Here is a 16924-nt window from a genome sequence, read left to right as displayed (position 1 = left end):
ATTGGATTTGGAGTGGACCACAATAGAAAAGGAGGGTAAGCATGAGCACATTTATCAGCAAGGCCCTGCTCGATTTCTTCATTGCGTTTGGCATCGTGCTGGGAGGATCTCTGCTGGGCGGGATCGGTGCCGTCGTCTCCCTTCAGCCGCCAACTCAGACGATGCTGGATGTCTCAGACCGGATCAAAATATGGGCGCTTGCGGCGGCCATTGGGGGAACCATTGATCCGATGAGGGTGATTGAGAGCAACTTTTTTGACGGCAACCTGTCGCCGGTGATCAAACAAATTCTGTTTCTGTTGTTTGCTTTCATCGGGGCCCACCTTGGCTCAGAGCTGGTCAAGTGGGTCTGCGGCGGGGGGAAGAACTGAATGGAGACCGGAAATCCAAGGAATCGTGTCCGCATCTTTGCCCAATTCACAGGGATATTTATATTAGGAATGGTTATAGGCTCAGTCATATACAACGGGATCTTCCATCTAAGCTACAATCAGCTGTGGATTGAGAACAAGGATCTGCAGATCGAACTGAACCAGGCGCTTGACGAGATGAAGACCATGAAAAAGTTCAGCAAGCGCCAGACCATTATCAAGTCCATCAAAATCCGCGTGGAAGAGAGCGAGCACACCCTGGACGCCGTGGCTTCCAAGGAAATCGTGCAGAAGCTGCAGGAGGAGCTGCAGGTTCTGCGGGGACGGAGCATGTTTGAAATCGATACTGATGCCAAGATGGCCCGAACCTTTCTTAATCGCAAAATCTATATCGTTCGTGAGAAGGAATTCTCCGTACAGATCAAGACCATGCTCGTCAGTGAAGGCGTCCTGCAGATTTGGATTGAGGTGAAACCGTATGTCCGGAGCTGATCTTTCATGGTACAATCAGTTCAGACTGTTCATTTACAAAGGAGCTGCTCTTGTACATGATTCAAACGATTGAATATGTTCTGTACGCTATACTCATTATCGCATGTGTGGGCTCGGTCTATTTCAGCCTGCGCTCTCGCCGGTCTACCGATCCTGCAGCACGCGGCCTGTACGCAGCCAAGATGAATGTAAGCATGGGTGTGATGCTGATCGTGCTTGCCATTATCCAGATGTTCATGTTCAGCGGATCAACGATCCGGGTAATCATCGGGGCCTTGTTTATGGTGCTTGGAGCCTTTAATATCTTTGCCGGTCTGCGCAATATCGGCTTCTATTCACGCAGACAGCCTTAAGAAGCTTACGCATGATCTATAGACTGGAGCGTCATCACCGCTTTAGCAACCAGACTGTCTTGATGGGTCATGGCGATTTCCAGTTTGCATGCGCGGCGGCTTATCTCCAGTACAACTGGAGAGATGACCACCGGATTCTCAATTTGCACCGGGCGCACGAAATATGTGGTCATATTATCCACAATATGATCATTGCCGCTCACATCCTTGGCGGCGCTAAGACCGGCCTGACTCATCAGGGCGGTCAACACTCCTTCTGAAATCGTCCCCAGGTTGGTTGACATTTGCGGTGTGATCATCCCGTGAAAAAACAATCTGCCGTCCTCTCCTCGCTCCTCCGCGAACCCGTTCCACATTAGATGCTCAAAGGTTTCTCCCAGTTGAGGCTGATTGCGGGCGTCCCGCATCGCCTGCAGAACCTCCTTGCGCGTGACCGAGGAGATCAGCTTGCGGTTGCGGTCCACAATCGGCAGGAAATCGATTCCTTCCCACATCATGATCTGTGCGGCTGAAGCCAGGGAAGTCTGCATGCCTGCCGTAATCGGGTGACGGGTGAGCAGCCTCTCAATGCTGGAATCTCCCGGCATATCCTCCACATCCTTACGGCTGATAATCCCGATGACCCTGTTCCACTCATCCACAACTGGAAAACGCTGATAACCCGTCTCTTCAGCCAGCTTCTCGAAGTCTGACACATTGCTGCTGACCTTCAAGGTGTTCACTTTAACCCGGGAAGGGACAATATCCTCCACCAACATAATTTTCTTCTTGATCAGGCGGTCGAAGATCGCGCGGTTGATCATGGATGCTACGGTGAACGTATCATGCCTGGAAGAGATAATCGGCAAGCTCAGCTTGTCGGCGAGCTGTTTCACCTCACGGCTTGTCCCGAATCCACCGGTAATCAGAACTCCCGCCCCCTGCTCCAGCGCCAGGAAGTGAGCGTCTTCACGGTTGCCGACGATAAGAAGACTTCCCGCGTCAATATAACGGGCCATCGCATCAATCTTCATCGCTCCGATGACATATTTGTGCAGCGTCTTCTGAAGGCCCTCTTCAGCTCCGCCAAGCACATGGCCTTCCACGATGTCCACAACCTCCCCAAAGGTAAGCTGTTCGGAAATATTTCGCGGCTTCTTCTCTACCCGGACTGTACCTATGCGTTCTTTGGTAATGACAATGCCCAGGTTCTCCGCTTCCTTCACTGCCCGGTAGGCGGTGCCTTCACTTACTCCCAGGTGCTTCGCCAGCTTGCGCACCGAGATTTTTGTACCAATCTGAAGACTTTCTATATGCTGAAGAAGCTGCTCATGCTTGCTTATGGATTCCTCATGGCCTTCCAACTGTTATACCCTCCGATCAAATCTGTACTATTCTGTATCTATTATACATCTCTGAACGGCAAAATACACACCGCTTAAGTCTATCTGCCTGCAACAGCATAAAAAAGACGGTGCCTTCAAGACACCGTCCCTTCCGTTATTCCGCAGCCGGAGCTTATGAGCTTGGGCGCTCTTCATTCCGCGCCGCCCATTTTCGCTGCCATTCATTCAGCTTTGCCCTGCGTACCTGTTCAAGCGCCCGCTGCTTCTCGGCGTCCACACCGAGAATGAAATGCAGATGGGCTCCTATGACCAGAAAGGCAAAAGCTGCCCATACCATGCCAAATGCGGACACCCAGCCCGCTCCGGGCGAGAATGAGATCATGGGCAGGGCATACACGAGCATCCCCAGCGCAATCACCAAATAAATAATGTGCTTCCACTTGCTTGGCTTCGCCATCATTCAAACATCTCCTTCACTCTCTTAATCTATATTTCTACTCTATGAAGGAGATGTTCCAATTATGAGACAAGCACAAAAAAAATATGGATCAGCCGATTAGCCTGCCTCTTATTCCGAATGACCGTACAAATGCTGAAGGCTGTCGGCGATGATTTTGTTCACATCCTGAATAATCACGCTAAGGCGCTGTTCCGCTTCAAACAACCGGCGGATGTTCAGGTTAAGGCTGAGCACCTCGAACTGCTTCTCCATCTGCTCCATCTCTTCTGGTGAAGGCATGTCCCCGGACATCATCCGCTGCTGAAGCTCGTTCTGACGAGTGCGGAAATTATCCAGCATCTCTTTGCTCTGCGGATCGGCATCAATTAGCTTTACGGCAGCCATAATTTCCTGTACCTCCGGGCTGTCCTTCATCGCTTTTGCCAAATCGTGGGCCTTATCGTAAATGTTCATCTGTTGTTCCTCCTGATTCATTGTCATGATTTGTGCTGCAAAATAATCTGTCCAGCAGGAAGCGGGTCAATCACCAAGGTATATATGTCCTCATATAGTGAATTACATGCATTCCGCAGATATCCTGCTTCAAGGGCTGGATGACGGCCGCAAGCGGCATTCATCCGGCAAAATTGTATCTACCCTGATGGAATGAACCACGGCTTCATCCGGTCATTCCATAGCCTGCGGTTGGAAGGAGATCCACTTCATGTCCTCCAAAAAAATATCGGTAAAGATCATGAATCCAGGTGTGCTGGACGAAGATACCATAATCCTCGGGGAAATGATGGTCAGAAGGTGGAAAATTCCGACGAACTTCCCTATTCAGCTTTCCTTCGGATCGTTCAAACAGAACGTACGGGTGGTATCTCTCGCCAAGTATAGCGGGATTCGGGTCAGTCAGGGATTGGCGCACAAGATGGGCCTTTACTCCAAATCCACTCTCCATCTGTCCTATAAACCCGGCTCTTCCCTGCTTCGTCTCGGGCCTGTGATCGGTGTGCTTGTCAGCCGGCACGATCCTTCATCCGCTGAAAGACCCTTTGGTCCAATCACCATGTTCTGCCGGGAACTGGTAGGCGCCTGTCTTAAGCAGGGAGCCTATGTCTATTTCTTCACGCCGGATCATATCGGTACGAATCCTGGGCAGGTCAAGGGATGGGTGTACAGTGACGGCTGGCATCAGGTGGAGCTTCCCGCCGCCGATGTATTCTACAACCGGCTGACCTCCCGCAAGCTGGAGAACAAACCTAGCGTACAGCATTTCATGAAAGAAGTAAAATCCCGCTACGGCAGCCATTTTTTCAATGAGAAGTTTCTAGACAAAACGGAAGTGTTCGACGCCTTAAAGCTGGACGCCTCTCTGCTCCGCTATCTGCCCGAATCTCACCAGTTCCGCAATTATGCAATGCTCAAGGCCATGTGCACCCGTCATGCGGTCGTCTTTCTCAAGCCAGTCAGAGGCAGTCTGGGCAAAGGAATCATCCGTATCACCCGGAATCCGGAAGGGACTTACCAGACCGTGGCCACCCAAGTGGGGGGCACCCGAAAAATGAATTTTGATTCACTGACAAAGCTGTTCGCCTCCCTATCCGGCAAAATGAAAACCACCCGCTATCAAATCCAGCAGGGGCTATCCTTGATTGAGGTGTCGGGAAGACCTGTGGATTTCCGCGCCTTGGTTCAGAAGAACCGGCTCGGCAAGTGGGACGTCACCTCCATTGTCGCACGCATCGCAGGCACCCAGCATTTCGTCTCCAACCTGGCAAGAGGTGGAACCCTCAGCACCGTGAAGGACGCTGTTGCCAAGACGACCCTGCCCTCTGACGTCAAGGCTAAGTCAGGAATCAGGCTGAAGAAGGCCGCACTCGATATCGCCCAAGGCATCGACGAGCAGATTCCGGCCCACTTCGGGGAGCTGGGGATCGATCTGGCCATGGATACCAATGGTAAAATTTGGCTGTTGGAAGTTAACTCCAAGCCATCCAAGAACGATAATACCCCGCTGATGGGCGGCAAGATACGTCCATCCGTCACCCGGATGCTTGACTATGCCGCCTATCTTGCCCGTCAATAAAGGAGGAATGGAACATGAGCAGTTCTGCACCCAGGGCCTTGATGGGGGTGATGGTGACCGAAAACACGAGCGCATCGCCTCCAATCGGGGAAAGCCTATTCTGCCGCAGATTAACCCTTGCGGGAACGCGTCATGACATGACTGTGTATGTATTCACCTCCGATGGAATTGGAAGCCCGGATCATACCATTGAAGGCTACCGCTTCACTCCGGATGGATGGGTTCAGGGCACCTTTCGGGTACCGGATATCATCTATGACCGGGTCTCCTACCGGAGCAGCCGCCACCGGGGAAGCACGCGGGAGAAGCTGGCTGCTCTTGCGGAGGGCAGGCGCAAATTCCTGTATCTGGCCAGAGGGCTATCCGGCAAATGGAATGTGTATCAGGCCTTAAAGCGGGCACCTGCTCTCACCCCGCATCTCCCCGAGACGGTCCGGTATAAGGGCACTGCCAGCCTGATCCACTGGCTGTCGCGCCATGGCGGCCATGCATTCCTCAAGCCTCACAGCGGCACCCACGGTAAAATGACCCTGCATATCCGCCAGGCTGAGGATAGCCGCGGGCTAACCCTTATTGGCCGGGACCCGAATAATAAGCTTATTCATAAGCATTTTGAGGACCGGGCTGAGGGGGCAGCCTGGGTAGAGCGCTTCACCGGGGACAGAGCCTATATCATGCAGCCCTACTTGGAACTGACCAGCTCTGATGACAGGCCGTTCGATATCCGTGTGCTGGTACAGAAGAATGAATCCGGAAGGTGGAGCTTTACCGGCATGGCCGTCCGGCAGGGAGAGAAAAACGCGCTGACCTCCAACCTTCATGGTGGCGGGACCGCACTGGAACCGGTCGGCTATTTGACCCAAGAGTTCGGCGAGACCATGGCTCAAGAAGCCATCTCCACAATACGGCGTCTTTCCAGCCAGATTCCCGACCAGCTTGAGGGCAGCTTCGGCCGGCTTGCGGAGCTCGGCATCGATTTTGGCGTAGACCGTCAGGGGAAGGTGTGGATTATCGAGGTAAATTCCAAACCGGGACGTTCGGTTTTTTTTCAAATCGGAGACCAGAAGAGCGCACGGAAATCGGTGGAAAATCCGATTGCATACGCCCGCTATTTATGGCTCAGGCAACTTAGGAGGATAAATTCATGAGCATGACCTTTTGTAATGTTCATTTCACCCAGCAGCCCCAAAAGATCGTATACGTCTCAGGGGCACTGATGAAAAGCCTTAAGCTCGCCGGAAAAAAGTCCGTAAAGCTCAGGCTTGGCGGAGAGCGTATTCCTGCTTTGGTCAAACCGATCAGCAAGCAGGGCAATCACCTCTATCTGGCATCCGGCATACGTAAAGGCATAAAAGTACCTATGACCGGCGGAGTCTTCCTCCGAAACCTGGACGAGGAAGAAATCCAGCTCGGCCCGCTGATCGGGGTTTTGTCGGACGGCAATACCGGATCGCTTGTTCAGCCGTTTGGGTCCCGTACCGGTTTTATCAAGCAGCTGCTTCGGGAGGGCAGCAATCAGTCTTATATCTTTGCTTTTACTCCCCGTGACATTGACTGGCAGAATGAGACGGTCAACGGATATTTCCTAACCGATACGGACCGCTTCATCCGCAGACGGGTACCCCTGCCTGATGTGGTATATAACCGCCTGCCGAGCCGGCGTGCAGAGACATCCAGCTCCATCAATCAGCTTAGGGAGCGGTTTATCCGCAAGCGGATTCCTTTTTTCAATTGGAGCTTCTTCAATAAATCTGATATCTACAAGCTGCTGGAGAACGATCCTGCGGCAGCCGAATTTATTCCCGAGTCTCACATGAACCCTTCGCCGGAGCAGATTAAGGATATGCTCGACCGCCACTCCTTCGTCTATTACAAACCTTCGGCAGGCAGCCTTGGTAAAGGCATCTACAGGTTATCTTATGTTCCCAAACGCGGATATTATGCCCGTTACCGGAGCACCAAAGGAAATGTGCTTCAGCGGTTCGGGTCGTTCGCCAGTCTGATGCGGACACTGCAGACCAGACACGGCCGGACGCTGCGCAGCTATGTGGTCCAGCAGGGAATCCGGCTGATTGAGATCGACAGCTGTCCGCTTGATTTCCGCTTCCACATGCATAAGAACGGGAAGAACCAGTGGGTTGTTGTCGGAATTGGCGCCAAGAAGGCCGGCAAGGGCAGTGTGACTACCCACCTGAAGAACGGAGGCTCACTTCTTACCCCACAGCAGGCACTCAGCCGCGTGTTCGGGGCAAGAGGCGAAGAGGTGCTGAACAATGCCAAGCGAACAGCCATTACGATAGCCGAAGCGATCGAGCGGCGGGACCAGCATTTAATTGGGGAGATCGGGTTTGACTTCGGCATTGATAAAGACGAGAAGGTATGGATGTTCGAAGCCAACGCGAAGCCCGGCCGCTCTATCTTCCGCCATCCTTCCCTGCGCGCGGAGGGCAAGGCCTCAGTAGAGCATATCCTGGAACACTGCCTATACCTCAGCAAGTTCCGCAGGAGGGAGGTTCTATGAGCGTCCGGTCATTTGATGAACGTAAACCGGTTATCGGCATATTAACGATTCATGACGGACGCAAGCAATTCCGGGGCAACCGCAAGAACTTCCGCGATATCGTCAAGACGGGCAAGGAACTCGATATTCCCGTCTTTGTCGTTACCGCCAAAGACCTGAAGCTGTCCGGGAACCAGATTCTCGGATATACGTTCGTACCGGAGACCAAGCATTGGGTAGAACAGTGGTTCCCGATACCTGATGTAATTTATAACCGGATCCCCCTCCGCAAGGAGGAAGAGAAAGCTTCGGTCCGTCGAAAGATTGAAGAATGTCTTGCCCATCCTCATATTCATATTTATAACCCGTTCTATTTCAACAAATGGGAACTGTTTGCCTGGCTGAAAAAATCACCTTCCACCAAATCCTTCGTGCCTGCCACCAAACGGCTGACCGGATACAAGGCTCTAGCCTCGATGATTCAGAGCTATCCGAGCCTGTACCTTAAACCGGAGAGCGGCAAGGCCGGCAAAGGAATTATGAAGCTCAGGCTGGTGGACCATGAGCGGAGTCCACTGCAGCTGACGATTCAGTCCCCCCGCAAAATTACCGTGGTGAAGTCCGCCTCACTCCAAACGATCTGGAGACGAATCAGCATGGAGATGGGAAAGACCCAATACATTGTGCAGGAGGGGATCGAGCTGGTCTCCCATGCCCAGCGCCAGTTCGACCTGCGTGTGCTGGTTCAGAAGACCGGGAAAGGACAATGGCTCGTTACAGGTATCGGCGCAAGGCAGGCGGGCCGCCGCAGAATTACCACCCATGTGCCTCAGGGTGGAACCGTCGAAGACCCTGAAGAACTGCTGTCCCTGGTCTTCGGCAGGGAAGCCATACCCGGGTTAATGAACCGGGTTAAATCCAATGCCCTGCTGATTGCCCGGCAGATCGAACGCGCTTCCGGGCACAATCTGGGCGAGATGTCGCTGGATCTCGGCGTGGACATGAACGGGAGCGTCTGGTTCTTTGAGGCTAACGCCAAGCCGATGAAATTTGATGAGCCGCATATCCGGCGCAAGTCGCTGGAGCGTATTTTTCAATACAGCCAGTATCTCTTTAAACAATCCAAAAACGCCTAAGAGGATGACCACTATGGACATTTCTAAAGTTATTCCTGATTCGGCCCCGGTATGGAGCAGACTCCACAGCAGCCTGCTGGCCTTCACCCGCAAATACGGGGCCGGGCGTATTACCCAAGAAGCCTACCGCAAATTGCAGAAGCTTACCCCGGCAGCCATGAGGCTGCCGGGGTGTGCAGTGTTCATAGCTACCGTCTGTACAGAAGACGGCCCAAGGCTGGCAGGACTCTCCTTGGTCACCGCATACGGGGATGACACCAGTATAGTGGTGGTTCATCCGTTATACCGCGGGAGACAAATCGGAGCCAGGCTGCTGAAGGCCCAGCTTGCCGAGATGGGCAGAATCCGGTGCAGAGTGGCCTTGGATAACGTGCCTAGTCTTAAGATGTGTTTCAACGCCGGACTGACGGCCGGACAGATGATTCAAGGCCCTACGGGCAAGCCGACACTTGTTCTCGAGAAGAGCAGATCAGCTCCCGAAGCCACGGCTACTTCCGCAAACCTGATCTGAAGAAGGTGAGTTCACTTGTCACAACCTGTTCTAGGTATTTTGACTTTATATTTAGATGAAAAGAAACACCTGGAAGAACGCAGCATCTATGGTCGGATGATTACAGAAGCCGAACGTATCGGGCTGGACGTTTTCGTCTTCACGCCTGCAGATGTGAATGACAGCAAGGGCATGATTCATGCGCAAGTATATGATCCCAAGACCCGGAAATGGTCCAGGAAATGGCGCAAATTCCCGAATCTGATCTTCGACCGCTGCCGCATTCAGAAAAGCCACCGTTTTGAACAGCTTAGGCAGTTCCGTGCCCGCTATGGCCACCTGCAATTTTTAAACCGGCCTCTCCGGGACAAGTGGGTCATTCATCAGGTCTTGTCGAAGAAGGCAAGATTCCGGAGCTACCTGCCCGAAACGGCGCTCTTCCACCATGCCGGTGACGCCTTCCACCTTCTCAAACGAAGTCCTTGTGTTTATATCAAGCCAATTAACGGTACCGGGGGGCGGGGTATCCTCCGTATCGAGCAGATGAGCTCCAAACATTACTTGGTCCAAGGCCGCAACCATCAGAGAAGGATTATATCCCCGCAAAAGCTGCACTTGTCCAGACTTGGCCCTTTTCTCATGAACTGGAAATCCAAGAGCCGGTACATTATACAGGAAGGCATACAGATCAAGCTGCCAAACGGGCGGGTTCATGATTACCGAATGCTCGTACAGAAGAACGGTTCCGGGGAATGGGAGGTGACCGGCGGGGCCGGTCGGGTGGGAGTCCCGCGAAGTGTGACTTCGAACATTCATGGTGGCGGGAAGGCCGTGCCGATGAACACGCTGCTGAAATCATGGTTTGCTTCTGAGGAGAAGCGCAATGAAATCCGCAGGGAGACTGAGAAGCTCAGTCTGGATATTGCAGCTTACCTGGAAGAAACCTACGGGGCGCTCTGTGAGCTCGCGCTGGATATCGCGATTGACAAGAGCGGCCGAATCTATGTGCTTGAGGTTAATCCCAAGCCAGCACGTGAAGTGTTCTCGCTTATAGGGGATACAGAAGCCTACCGCAAAGCTATTGTAAGACCGCTTGAATATGCGCTGTGGCTTTATCGTAAAAAGAACAACAAACAGACCGACGCTGAATAGCGAAGGTCTGTTTGTTTCTTTCTTTTCACATGAGTTAGACTGTCATCCGATCTTGATCTCACCCGGCACGATTCCCAATTGCTAAACCGAACCCAAGTACAGCTCCAGCAGCTCAGGAAATGAGCTGATAATCCGGTCTGAGCCCTCCAGCTCCCCGGCTCTGCAGAATCCTGCATAAGCGCAGCCGATAACGGTCAGACCATTCTCCTTGCCTGCCGCCACATCCGAGGACCTGTCCCCGACCATCCAAGCCTTCGAAATCCCGTGATTGCGAAGAAGCAGGTCCACCAAATGCACCTTTGATGCGGTCCTGTACTCTCCCGCACTGTAGATATGCTCAAATAATGAAGAGATCTGGTGAGCTTCGGCCACGCCTTTTACATACTGCTCAAGCCCATTGCTGGATACGAACAGCCGGACCCCCTCCTGCTTCAGCTTGGCCAAAGTCTCAGCTACCCCGGGATAGAGCTCGGTGTTAATCCTCTGGAGGCCGCGAAGCTCATTTTCCAGAAACCAGGCATCCGCCTTTCTGCGGACAGCCTCCTCATGATCCGGCAGCACTTTCGCCCAAATCTGATCCATGACCATACCCAGACCACTGAGCATCACTTCAACAGGTGGGGTCTTCCCCTCATACAGCCCCTCTTCCCGAAGCCGGTCGAACAGCTCATGGTACGCAGGCACCACCAAAGACTCTGTCTTGAACAAGGTACCGTCCATGTCAAAAATAATCGCTTCCGGCTGGCTCAGCCGTACGGTTCTGTTCATGATTTCACCCTCTCTGCAAAGGAAGGCACAGGTGTTATCCCCCGCACCCACCACCTTTATGCAAGTAATATAAGCTGACTCTATGATAGGGTATATATGGTATATAGTGCAAAGCATAATTGAAATTAGCAGTCCCATGTTAGGCGAAGCCCCTCTGATCCACCGTCGCATCCTTGGTCAGCTTATAGATCAAGGAGGCAATCACGTTGCCTGTATAATTTGGAGGTGGTAACATAAAAATAGAAATAAGGAGAGGCGCTACCCTCTCCCTGGACAACATAGTGCCTCACGGCGCATCTGTACTTGTACAGCAAAACCCACCGCAGGCGGTCAACCTTTAGCGGTGGGTTTTGAGTTTGATACGTCTCTTCCTGGTCTATCGGTTTAGCTTACGCGAGCTAACCAAAGGCTTAGAAGCGCGGCAATTACTATTAATACGAAACCGCCCTGTATAGAATGGAGACCCATCCCTGGTGCGGTTTCTGTCCATATGATTGATTTTGACGGCGGCTTGCTAAATACAAACCATACGCCCCTTTGCACGGTTCAACTGTTAGAAAAACGTCTTCTTATCCCGTTCATCCTTCAGAATCTCGACCGCTTCCCGGAAACGGAGGGAATGGATAATCTCGCGCTCTCTCAGGAACTTCAATCCATCCTGCAAATCGACGTCATCTGTCATATCGATCAGCCATTGATATGTAGCCCGGGCCTTTTCTTCAGCGGCGATATCCTCGTACAAATCCGCGATCGGATCACCTTTAGCTTGAATATAGGCAGCTGTCCATGGAACACCGGCCGCATTCTGATAGAAGAGGGCATGATCATGGGCAACGTAATACTCTCCCAAACCTTCCGCATCCATCTGCTCCACCGTCGCATCCTTGGTCAGCTTATAGATCATAGTGGCAATCATTTCGAGGTGTGCAAATTCCTCCGTGCCGATATCGTTTAGCAGCCCGATGACCTTATCAGGTATTGTGTAGCGCTGGTTCAAATAACGCAGTGCCGCGGAAAGCTCACCATCCGCTCCACCGTATTGCTCAAGCAGATATTTCGCCATTCGCGGATCACACTTGCTGACCCGTACGGGATACTGCAATTTCTTCTCGTATACCCACATGGTGCACATTACCTCCTTCAGCTTGAACTCCCATCACCTAAGGCAATGAGTGATTGCGCGCGGTTGCGCCGCACCGCTTAATTTCTGCATCAGAAAGAAAGGCAGGTGCTACACCTGCCACGGCCACGGGCTCTCCGACCACTGCCATGGAAATTTGGAATAAGCACGGCCAAAGTTCTGAAGCGGGCCGTACAGTCTTTGGAAATGTTCGGCGAGTTGGGTTCTTTCTCTGGTTAGAATATTGAACTGCTGGATAGACTGCAGATCATCCGGGTGCGTATCCAGGAAGAGATTCAGCTCTACAAGAACAAAGTCTAACGCCTGGAGCTTCTCAAGAAGCTCATAGTATTGCGGATCACACACTGTTTTTTCAGGAGTGCTCATACTCTCACCGTCCTTTTCCCCACTTGGATTCATACGGGCTGTACAGAGCCGGCCATAAGGTGCCATGCATCAGAGCATCCCTCGGACTGAACTGGGGCAGATTCAGCGGCTGGAACGGCATGAATAGGTGTGGCGGCGTGGAGTATGTTTTGCAGGTAATCGGCGGACAAGGATCACACGGGCCTATAAAAGGGTACCAGGCAATTTCCTGCGGATGGGACACGTAGCTTTCCTCCTTTTTTGAGAAAGTCCGTAATCAGACATACATGATCATTCAAAAACTTCCCTTCTTGTTTAACATATGTCATCCGCCCAGAATTCGAACCTCAAAATTCCTTTTCAGCAAAAAAAGCTCCTTCCGGCACGGAATATCCCGTCCAAAAGAAGCTGATCTGACAAGCTTATAAATCATATATCCCCTGGCGGATACCACTCAGGAGTACAGCCTGAATTCCAAAAACTCATTTTGATTCAAAAAAAAGACCCCATCCCAAGCATAGTAATACGCTCTTAGAACAGGGGTCATTCTCACCATTTTATTGCTGTAATCCGGGCTCTGCCCCGCTGTCTTCCGGCTTGACGATCTGGCGGATATGAATTCTTGTAATTCTTAGCCGGGTGGCTTCGGCTACCTCAAAGCATACCCTTCCTACCTGGACCTTCTTCCCTTTAACTGGAGCCCCCTCCAGCTCCTTAAAGAGCCAGCCGCCGATGGAGTCCACCTCATCATCCTCAATCTCAATGCCGGTAAGATCATTTACATCTTCAAGCAGAATTCTGCCGTCCACCGAATAACTCCCGTCCGCAAGCAATTCAATCTCGGGGCGCTCGTCTTCAAATTCGTCATGGAGATCGCCGACAATCTCCTCCAGAATCTCTTCAGCCGTCAAGAGCCCGGCTGTTCCGCCGTACTCATCAACCACCAGCGTGAGCTGTGAATGCTTCTTCTGCATGAGTCTCAGCACCTGGCTGATCTCCATAGATTCCGGCACATTTAAGATCGGGCGAATCAGCTGCCCCAGATTGTTTCCATGACTATGATCTGGGAGAAGCAGGTCGGTAATATGAACGAAACCGATGATCTGATCCTTATCCTCCACTGCCACCGGATACCGGGAATGCTTCGTCTCACTGACAATCTTCATATTCTCTTCCCAGGAGAGGTTCGTATACAAGCAGTCCATATCTGTACGCGGAAGCATAATCTCCCGGGCCAGCAGGTCAGAGAAATCAAAGATATTATCCATCAGCTTGATTTCATCCTTATCAATCACACCACTCTTGGCGCTTTGATTCATCAAGATCCTTATTTCTTCCTCCGAATGCGCAGCCTCGGCCTCGCTGGCCGGCTCAATTCCCGCCATTCTCAGCATGCCGTTAGCGGCTGTATTTAGCAGCCAGATCACTGGCATAAACACCTTATAGAAGTACATCAGCGGGGCCGACAGCCACAAGGTAGCCGATTCCGTCTTCTGTATGGCCAGGGATTTGGGAGCCAGCTCCCCAAGAACGATATGTAAAAAAGTAATAATACAGAACCCAAGCGCAACCGACACGGTGGAAATCAAGGTCTTATCTGTAATACCCAATTTGTACATGATAGGTTCAATAAGCAGCTCCGATATCGCTGGCTCACCGACCCATCCAAGACCCAGTGATGCCAAGGTAATCCCCAATTGAGTTGCCGAAAGATAGGCATCCAGTCGTTGATTCACCTTCAAGGCAAATCCGGCACGCCGGTTCCCCTCGCTAACAAGTTGGGTTAGCCTGGACTGGCGCATTTTGACCAGAGAGAATTCAGCAGCAACAAAAACTCCATTTAAGAACACCAGAATAAATACAACAAGAAGATTCAGAACCAGTTTTCCAAGTTCAAATTCATGCGGCACGACCAACGCCTCGTTTCTATAATGTAATCGCTGTGCGCGATTTGAAATCTGTGTCTTGGTAATACATATCTTTCACAAGCAGATTCGGTCCACAGCATCCCGCAGCATCACAATGACAATTCACGGTCTGGTTGAGCGGATGGGTATGAAGCCATTTGTTAAAGATTTGATCCAGACTTTCACCTTCCACATTACCGAACGAAGGAATGGCTGCGAAATCCGTAACGAACACATCTCCCGTGAACATGTTCACATTGACTCGATTTCTTCCATCGGGATCATTCCGGACCGTCACATTCGGCTCATTTCTTAAGCGCCGGATCAGCTGCAACTCCTGCTCATCTCCGCTGCATGCGAAGAAAGGCAGTGTCCCGAAGAGCATCCACGTGTTAGGATCACGCACATCAAGCAGGGATTCAATTCCGTTTCGCATATCCTGCAGAGACAGAACCGGCAGTCCTTCCGCAAAATCAGCCGCGTACATCGGGTGCACCTCATGACGCTTGCAGCCCATATCAAGAATCAGGCGATGAATCTCAGGCAGCTTCTTGTGGGTACGGTAGTTAATCATAGTCTCGGCAGAGATAAACATCCCCGCTTCACTAAGCCTGATCGAATTCTCAATCATGGTATGATACATCCGGTCAGCCACTTCCCGTTTCACAGGATGTCCGCTGCGGGCAAACCCGACTTCGTAGAAGTCATCGCTGCTTGTGTAGTTGAACGAGATATGCATCACGTCCAAGTAAGGAAGCAGCTTCTCGTAACGCTCGTAGTCCAGAGTCAGGTTAGAGTTGATTTGGGACCGGACTCCCCGCTCTTTCGCATACCGCAGCAGCGGAATAATCTTCTCCTCAACAGTCTGTTTCCTAAAGGTCGGCTCCCCTCCGGTAATACTGATTGTCTGAAGGTGCTCAACTTCATCCAGCCTCTTCAGCATCAGCGCGAGCGGGATCTGCTCAGGCTCTCTCATCACCAGACTGTCACCAACTGCACAATGCTCACAGCGCATATTGCACAGATTGGTTACGGTCATTTCCACACTCGTCAGCACATGGCGGCCATATTTGCGGAGCGATACAATCGGATCCCATGGATCATTATTCGGATGAATCGCATTTAAATTGCTTTGTGAAAAATTAGTTATACTCATGATTTACACACCTTATTTCTTTTATTAACCTAATTCTCATTTTTCTTAATCTCCATCTTATCACGATCTGTCAAAATGCGCACAGCGGACACAGCACAAAACCCGTCCACTAAGGGACGGGCAGAACGAGTCTAGTATACGGCTATACATGAGCTATTTCAGGCTCGGTGCCTTCGACATATGTAATGACCACGGACAGTTTAACCGCCAAGTTCACTTCATACGGGGCTTTAAGCTCCTCTCCCTCTGGTCCCATAAACACCCGGATAACAGGACGCTGAGGGATGTCAGGATTGATTCGGACTACAACTCCGCGTTCTCCTGTACTTAACCCTACGGTTATTCCAATTGGATAGATCGCCACAGAGTCCCTGAAAATCTCGAGCTTCGACTTCTCATACAAAGTGTCGCAGCCAGCATACAGAATTTCTGTCGCTTGATGAGGCAGCAGAGCTGACCGGTATATCCGGTGTGTGGTCATGGCGTCATAAGAATCGGCAATGGCAAGCCACCGTGCATATTCATGGATTTCGCTCCCTTGAATGCCCCGTGGATATCCACTGCCATTGAGCCTTTCATGGTGCTGAAGGGCACAGTGCGCTGCAACCAGCGGGACACCTGGCTCGTCCTTGAGCATTTGGAAGCCGATTTCCGTATGCTGCTTAATCAAGTCAAATTCATGATCCGTAAGCCTGTCAGGCTTAAGCAGCACCGATGCCGGGATTTTGGTCTTTCCGATATCATGCAGAAGTGCCCCGAGTCCAAGCACGGAAAGGGCATCGTTACTATAGCCATGAACCTTACCGAGCAGCAGCGTATAGACACATACATTCAGAGAGTGACGGTATAAATAATGGTCCGTACTGTTAATATTCATCATCATAATCATGACATCTTCCCGGGAGCTGAGGTCCGATAGAATGGACTCCACCACCTTAAGAAAAGTCTTACCAAGGTAGGGATATACTCTTCCTCTCAGAGCCGGCTCGGTAACTTTACGAAAGTTCGTCCGGATCTCCTGCATGGCTCTTCGGCGTGTTTCTTCGGATATCATTTCCGGGATTACAATGTCATCTGTGAGACGATCAGCAATATAGACCTGGTTAAGACCAAGTTCCTTCAGTCTGCGAATCAACCCTTTAGTCAGTTCGGCATTTTCCGAGAGCAGAATAAGGCCTTCATCATTATATATTTTTTTGGCCAGCTTCATTCCCGGCTGGAGCGAGTTAATAGATATTAGCCGCAAGTGGGTTCACT

19 protein-coding genes are annotated in these 16924 nt (G+C 51.4%); 9 read left to right on the top strand and 10 right to left on the bottom strand.

The window, feature by feature from the left end; translation table 11 throughout:
- The first annotated feature begins 41 nt into the window (after window positions 1–41).
- Genes KJS63_RS06120 through KJS63_RS06110 form a run of 3 tightly spaced genes read left to right on the top strand, consistent with a single transcriptional unit; the run spans window position 42 to window position 1216 of the window.
- Window positions 42–371 (top strand): YtrH family sporulation protein, encoded by a 330-nt coding sequence (locus KJS63_RS06120; protein ID WP_068619918.1) that lies wholly within the window; start codon window positions 42–44, stop codon window positions 369–371.
- The gene (locus KJS63_RS06115) at window positions 372–863 is read left to right on the top strand and encodes a sporulation membrane protein YtrI (protein ID WP_213618372.1); all 492 of its coding nucleotides are present in this window, start codon (window positions 372–374) and stop codon (window positions 861–863) included. It abuts the gene before it with no gap.
- A gap of 56 nt (window positions 864–919) precedes the next feature.
- Window positions 920–1216, top strand: coding sequence for a YtpI family protein (locus tag KJS63_RS06110; protein WP_068619920.1), 297 nt, complete (start codon window positions 920–922; stop codon window positions 1214–1216).
- 5 nt (window positions 1217–1221) lie between these two features.
- Here KJS63_RS06110 and KJS63_RS06105 read toward each other — a convergent pair whose 3' ends face one another.
- The 3 genes from KJS63_RS06105 to KJS63_RS06095 form a co-directional block, all read right to left on the bottom strand.
- Entirely contained in the window at window positions 1222–2559 is a 1338-nt protein-coding gene (locus tag KJS63_RS06105) for a DRTGG domain-containing protein (RefSeq protein WP_213618371.1), read from the bottom strand.
- A 154-nt stretch (window positions 2560–2713) separates the two neighbouring features.
- On the bottom strand, window positions 2714–3001 hold the full coding sequence (locus tag KJS63_RS06100; RefSeq protein WP_068619922.1) for a hypothetical protein: 288 nt from the start codon (window positions 2999–3001) through the stop codon (window positions 2714–2716).
- A 108-nt stretch (window positions 3002–3109) separates the two neighbouring features.
- Entirely contained in the window at window positions 3110–3454 is a 345-nt protein-coding gene (locus KJS63_RS06095; protein WP_213618370.1) for a YlbF/YmcA family competence regulator, read from the bottom strand.
- Window positions 3455–3704: 250 nt separating this feature from the next.
- Here KJS63_RS06095 and KJS63_RS06090 point away from each other — a divergent pair, with 250 nt between their 5' ends.
- From KJS63_RS06090 to KJS63_RS06065, 6 genes are read left to right on the top strand one after another with little or no spacing between them, the layout of a single operon-like run.
- On the top strand, window positions 3705–5072 hold the full coding sequence (locus KJS63_RS06090) for a YheC/YheD family endospore coat-associated protein (RefSeq protein WP_213618369.1): 1368 nt from the start codon (window positions 3705–3707) through the stop codon (window positions 5070–5072).
- A gap of 14 nt (window positions 5073–5086) precedes the next feature.
- A complete protein-coding gene (locus KJS63_RS06085; RefSeq protein ID WP_213618368.1) occupies window positions 5087–6220 on the top strand; it encodes a YheC/YheD family endospore coat-associated protein in 1134 nt (377 codons plus the stop codon).
- A complete protein-coding gene (locus KJS63_RS06080) occupies window positions 6217–7593 on the top strand; it encodes a YheC/YheD family endospore coat-associated protein (RefSeq protein WP_213618367.1) in 1377 nt (458 codons plus the stop codon). The genes KJS63_RS06085 and KJS63_RS06080 overlap by 4 nt, the downstream gene beginning before the upstream one ends.
- The gene (locus KJS63_RS06075) at window positions 7590–8708 is read left to right on the top strand and encodes a YheC/YheD family endospore coat-associated protein (RefSeq protein ID WP_068619927.1); all 1119 of its coding nucleotides are present in this window, start codon (window positions 7590–7592) and stop codon (window positions 8706–8708) included. Before KJS63_RS06080 ends, KJS63_RS06075 begins: the two co-directional genes overlap by 4 nt.
- A gap of 13 nt (window positions 8709–8721) precedes the next feature.
- Window positions 8722–9219 carry a GNAT family N-acetyltransferase gene (locus KJS63_RS06070; protein WP_213618366.1) on the top strand — a complete coding sequence of 166 codons (498 nt, stop codon included), beginning with the start codon at window positions 8722–8724 and terminating at the stop codon, window positions 9217–9219.
- Between the two features lie 15 nt (window positions 9220–9234).
- Entirely contained in the window at window positions 9235–10350 is a 1116-nt protein-coding gene (locus KJS63_RS06065) for a YheC/YheD family endospore coat-associated protein (RefSeq protein WP_213618365.1), read from the top strand.
- A gap of 81 nt (window positions 10351–10431) precedes the next feature.
- Here the strand turns inward: KJS63_RS06065 and KJS63_RS06060 are convergent, their stop codons facing one another.
- The 7 genes from KJS63_RS06060 to KJS63_RS06030 form a co-directional block, all read right to left on the bottom strand.
- Window positions 10432–11118, bottom strand: a complete 687-nt coding sequence (locus tag KJS63_RS06060; RefSeq protein ID WP_213618364.1) for an HAD family hydrolase — start codon at window positions 11116–11118, stop codon at window positions 10432–10434.
- A 553-nt stretch (window positions 11119–11671) separates the two neighbouring features.
- Window positions 11672–12241: a manganese catalase family protein gene (locus KJS63_RS06055; protein ID WP_213618363.1), complete on the bottom strand. Its 570-nt coding sequence runs from the start codon at window positions 12239–12241 to the stop codon at window positions 11672–11674.
- A gap of 108 nt (window positions 12242–12349) precedes the next feature.
- The gene (locus KJS63_RS06050; protein WP_213618362.1) at window positions 12350–12625 is read right to left on the bottom strand and encodes a spore coat protein CotJB; all 276 of its coding nucleotides are present in this window, start codon (window positions 12623–12625) and stop codon (window positions 12350–12352) included.
- A gap of 4 nt (window positions 12626–12629) precedes the next feature.
- Window positions 12630–12848 (bottom strand): spore coat associated protein CotJA, encoded by a 219-nt coding sequence (locus KJS63_RS06045; protein WP_068619933.1) that lies wholly within the window; start codon window positions 12846–12848, stop codon window positions 12630–12632.
- A 313-nt stretch (window positions 12849–13161) separates the two neighbouring features.
- A complete protein-coding gene (locus KJS63_RS06040; RefSeq protein WP_213618361.1) occupies window positions 13162–14514 on the bottom strand; it encodes a hemolysin family protein in 1353 nt (450 codons plus the stop codon).
- A gap of 16 nt (window positions 14515–14530) precedes the next feature.
- Entirely contained in the window at window positions 14531–15667 is a 1137-nt protein-coding gene (gene yfkAB, locus KJS63_RS06035) for a radical SAM/CxCxxxxC motif protein YfkAB (protein WP_213618360.1), read from the bottom strand.
- A gap of 142 nt (window positions 15668–15809) precedes the next feature.
- Window positions 15810–16913, bottom strand: coding sequence for an HD-GYP domain-containing protein (locus tag KJS63_RS06030; protein WP_244862511.1), 1104 nt, complete (start codon window positions 16911–16913; stop codon window positions 15810–15812).
- Window positions 16914–16924: the final 11 nt, after the last annotated feature.

The organism is Paenibacillus sp. J22TS3, from assembly GCF_018403205.1.
Classification (GTDB): Bacteria; Bacillota; Bacilli; order Paenibacillales; family Paenibacillaceae; genus Fontibacillus; species Fontibacillus tuaregi.
The sequence above is the reverse complement of the archived record's forward strand: the minus strand, read 5'-3'. Positions and strand labels throughout refer to the sequence as shown.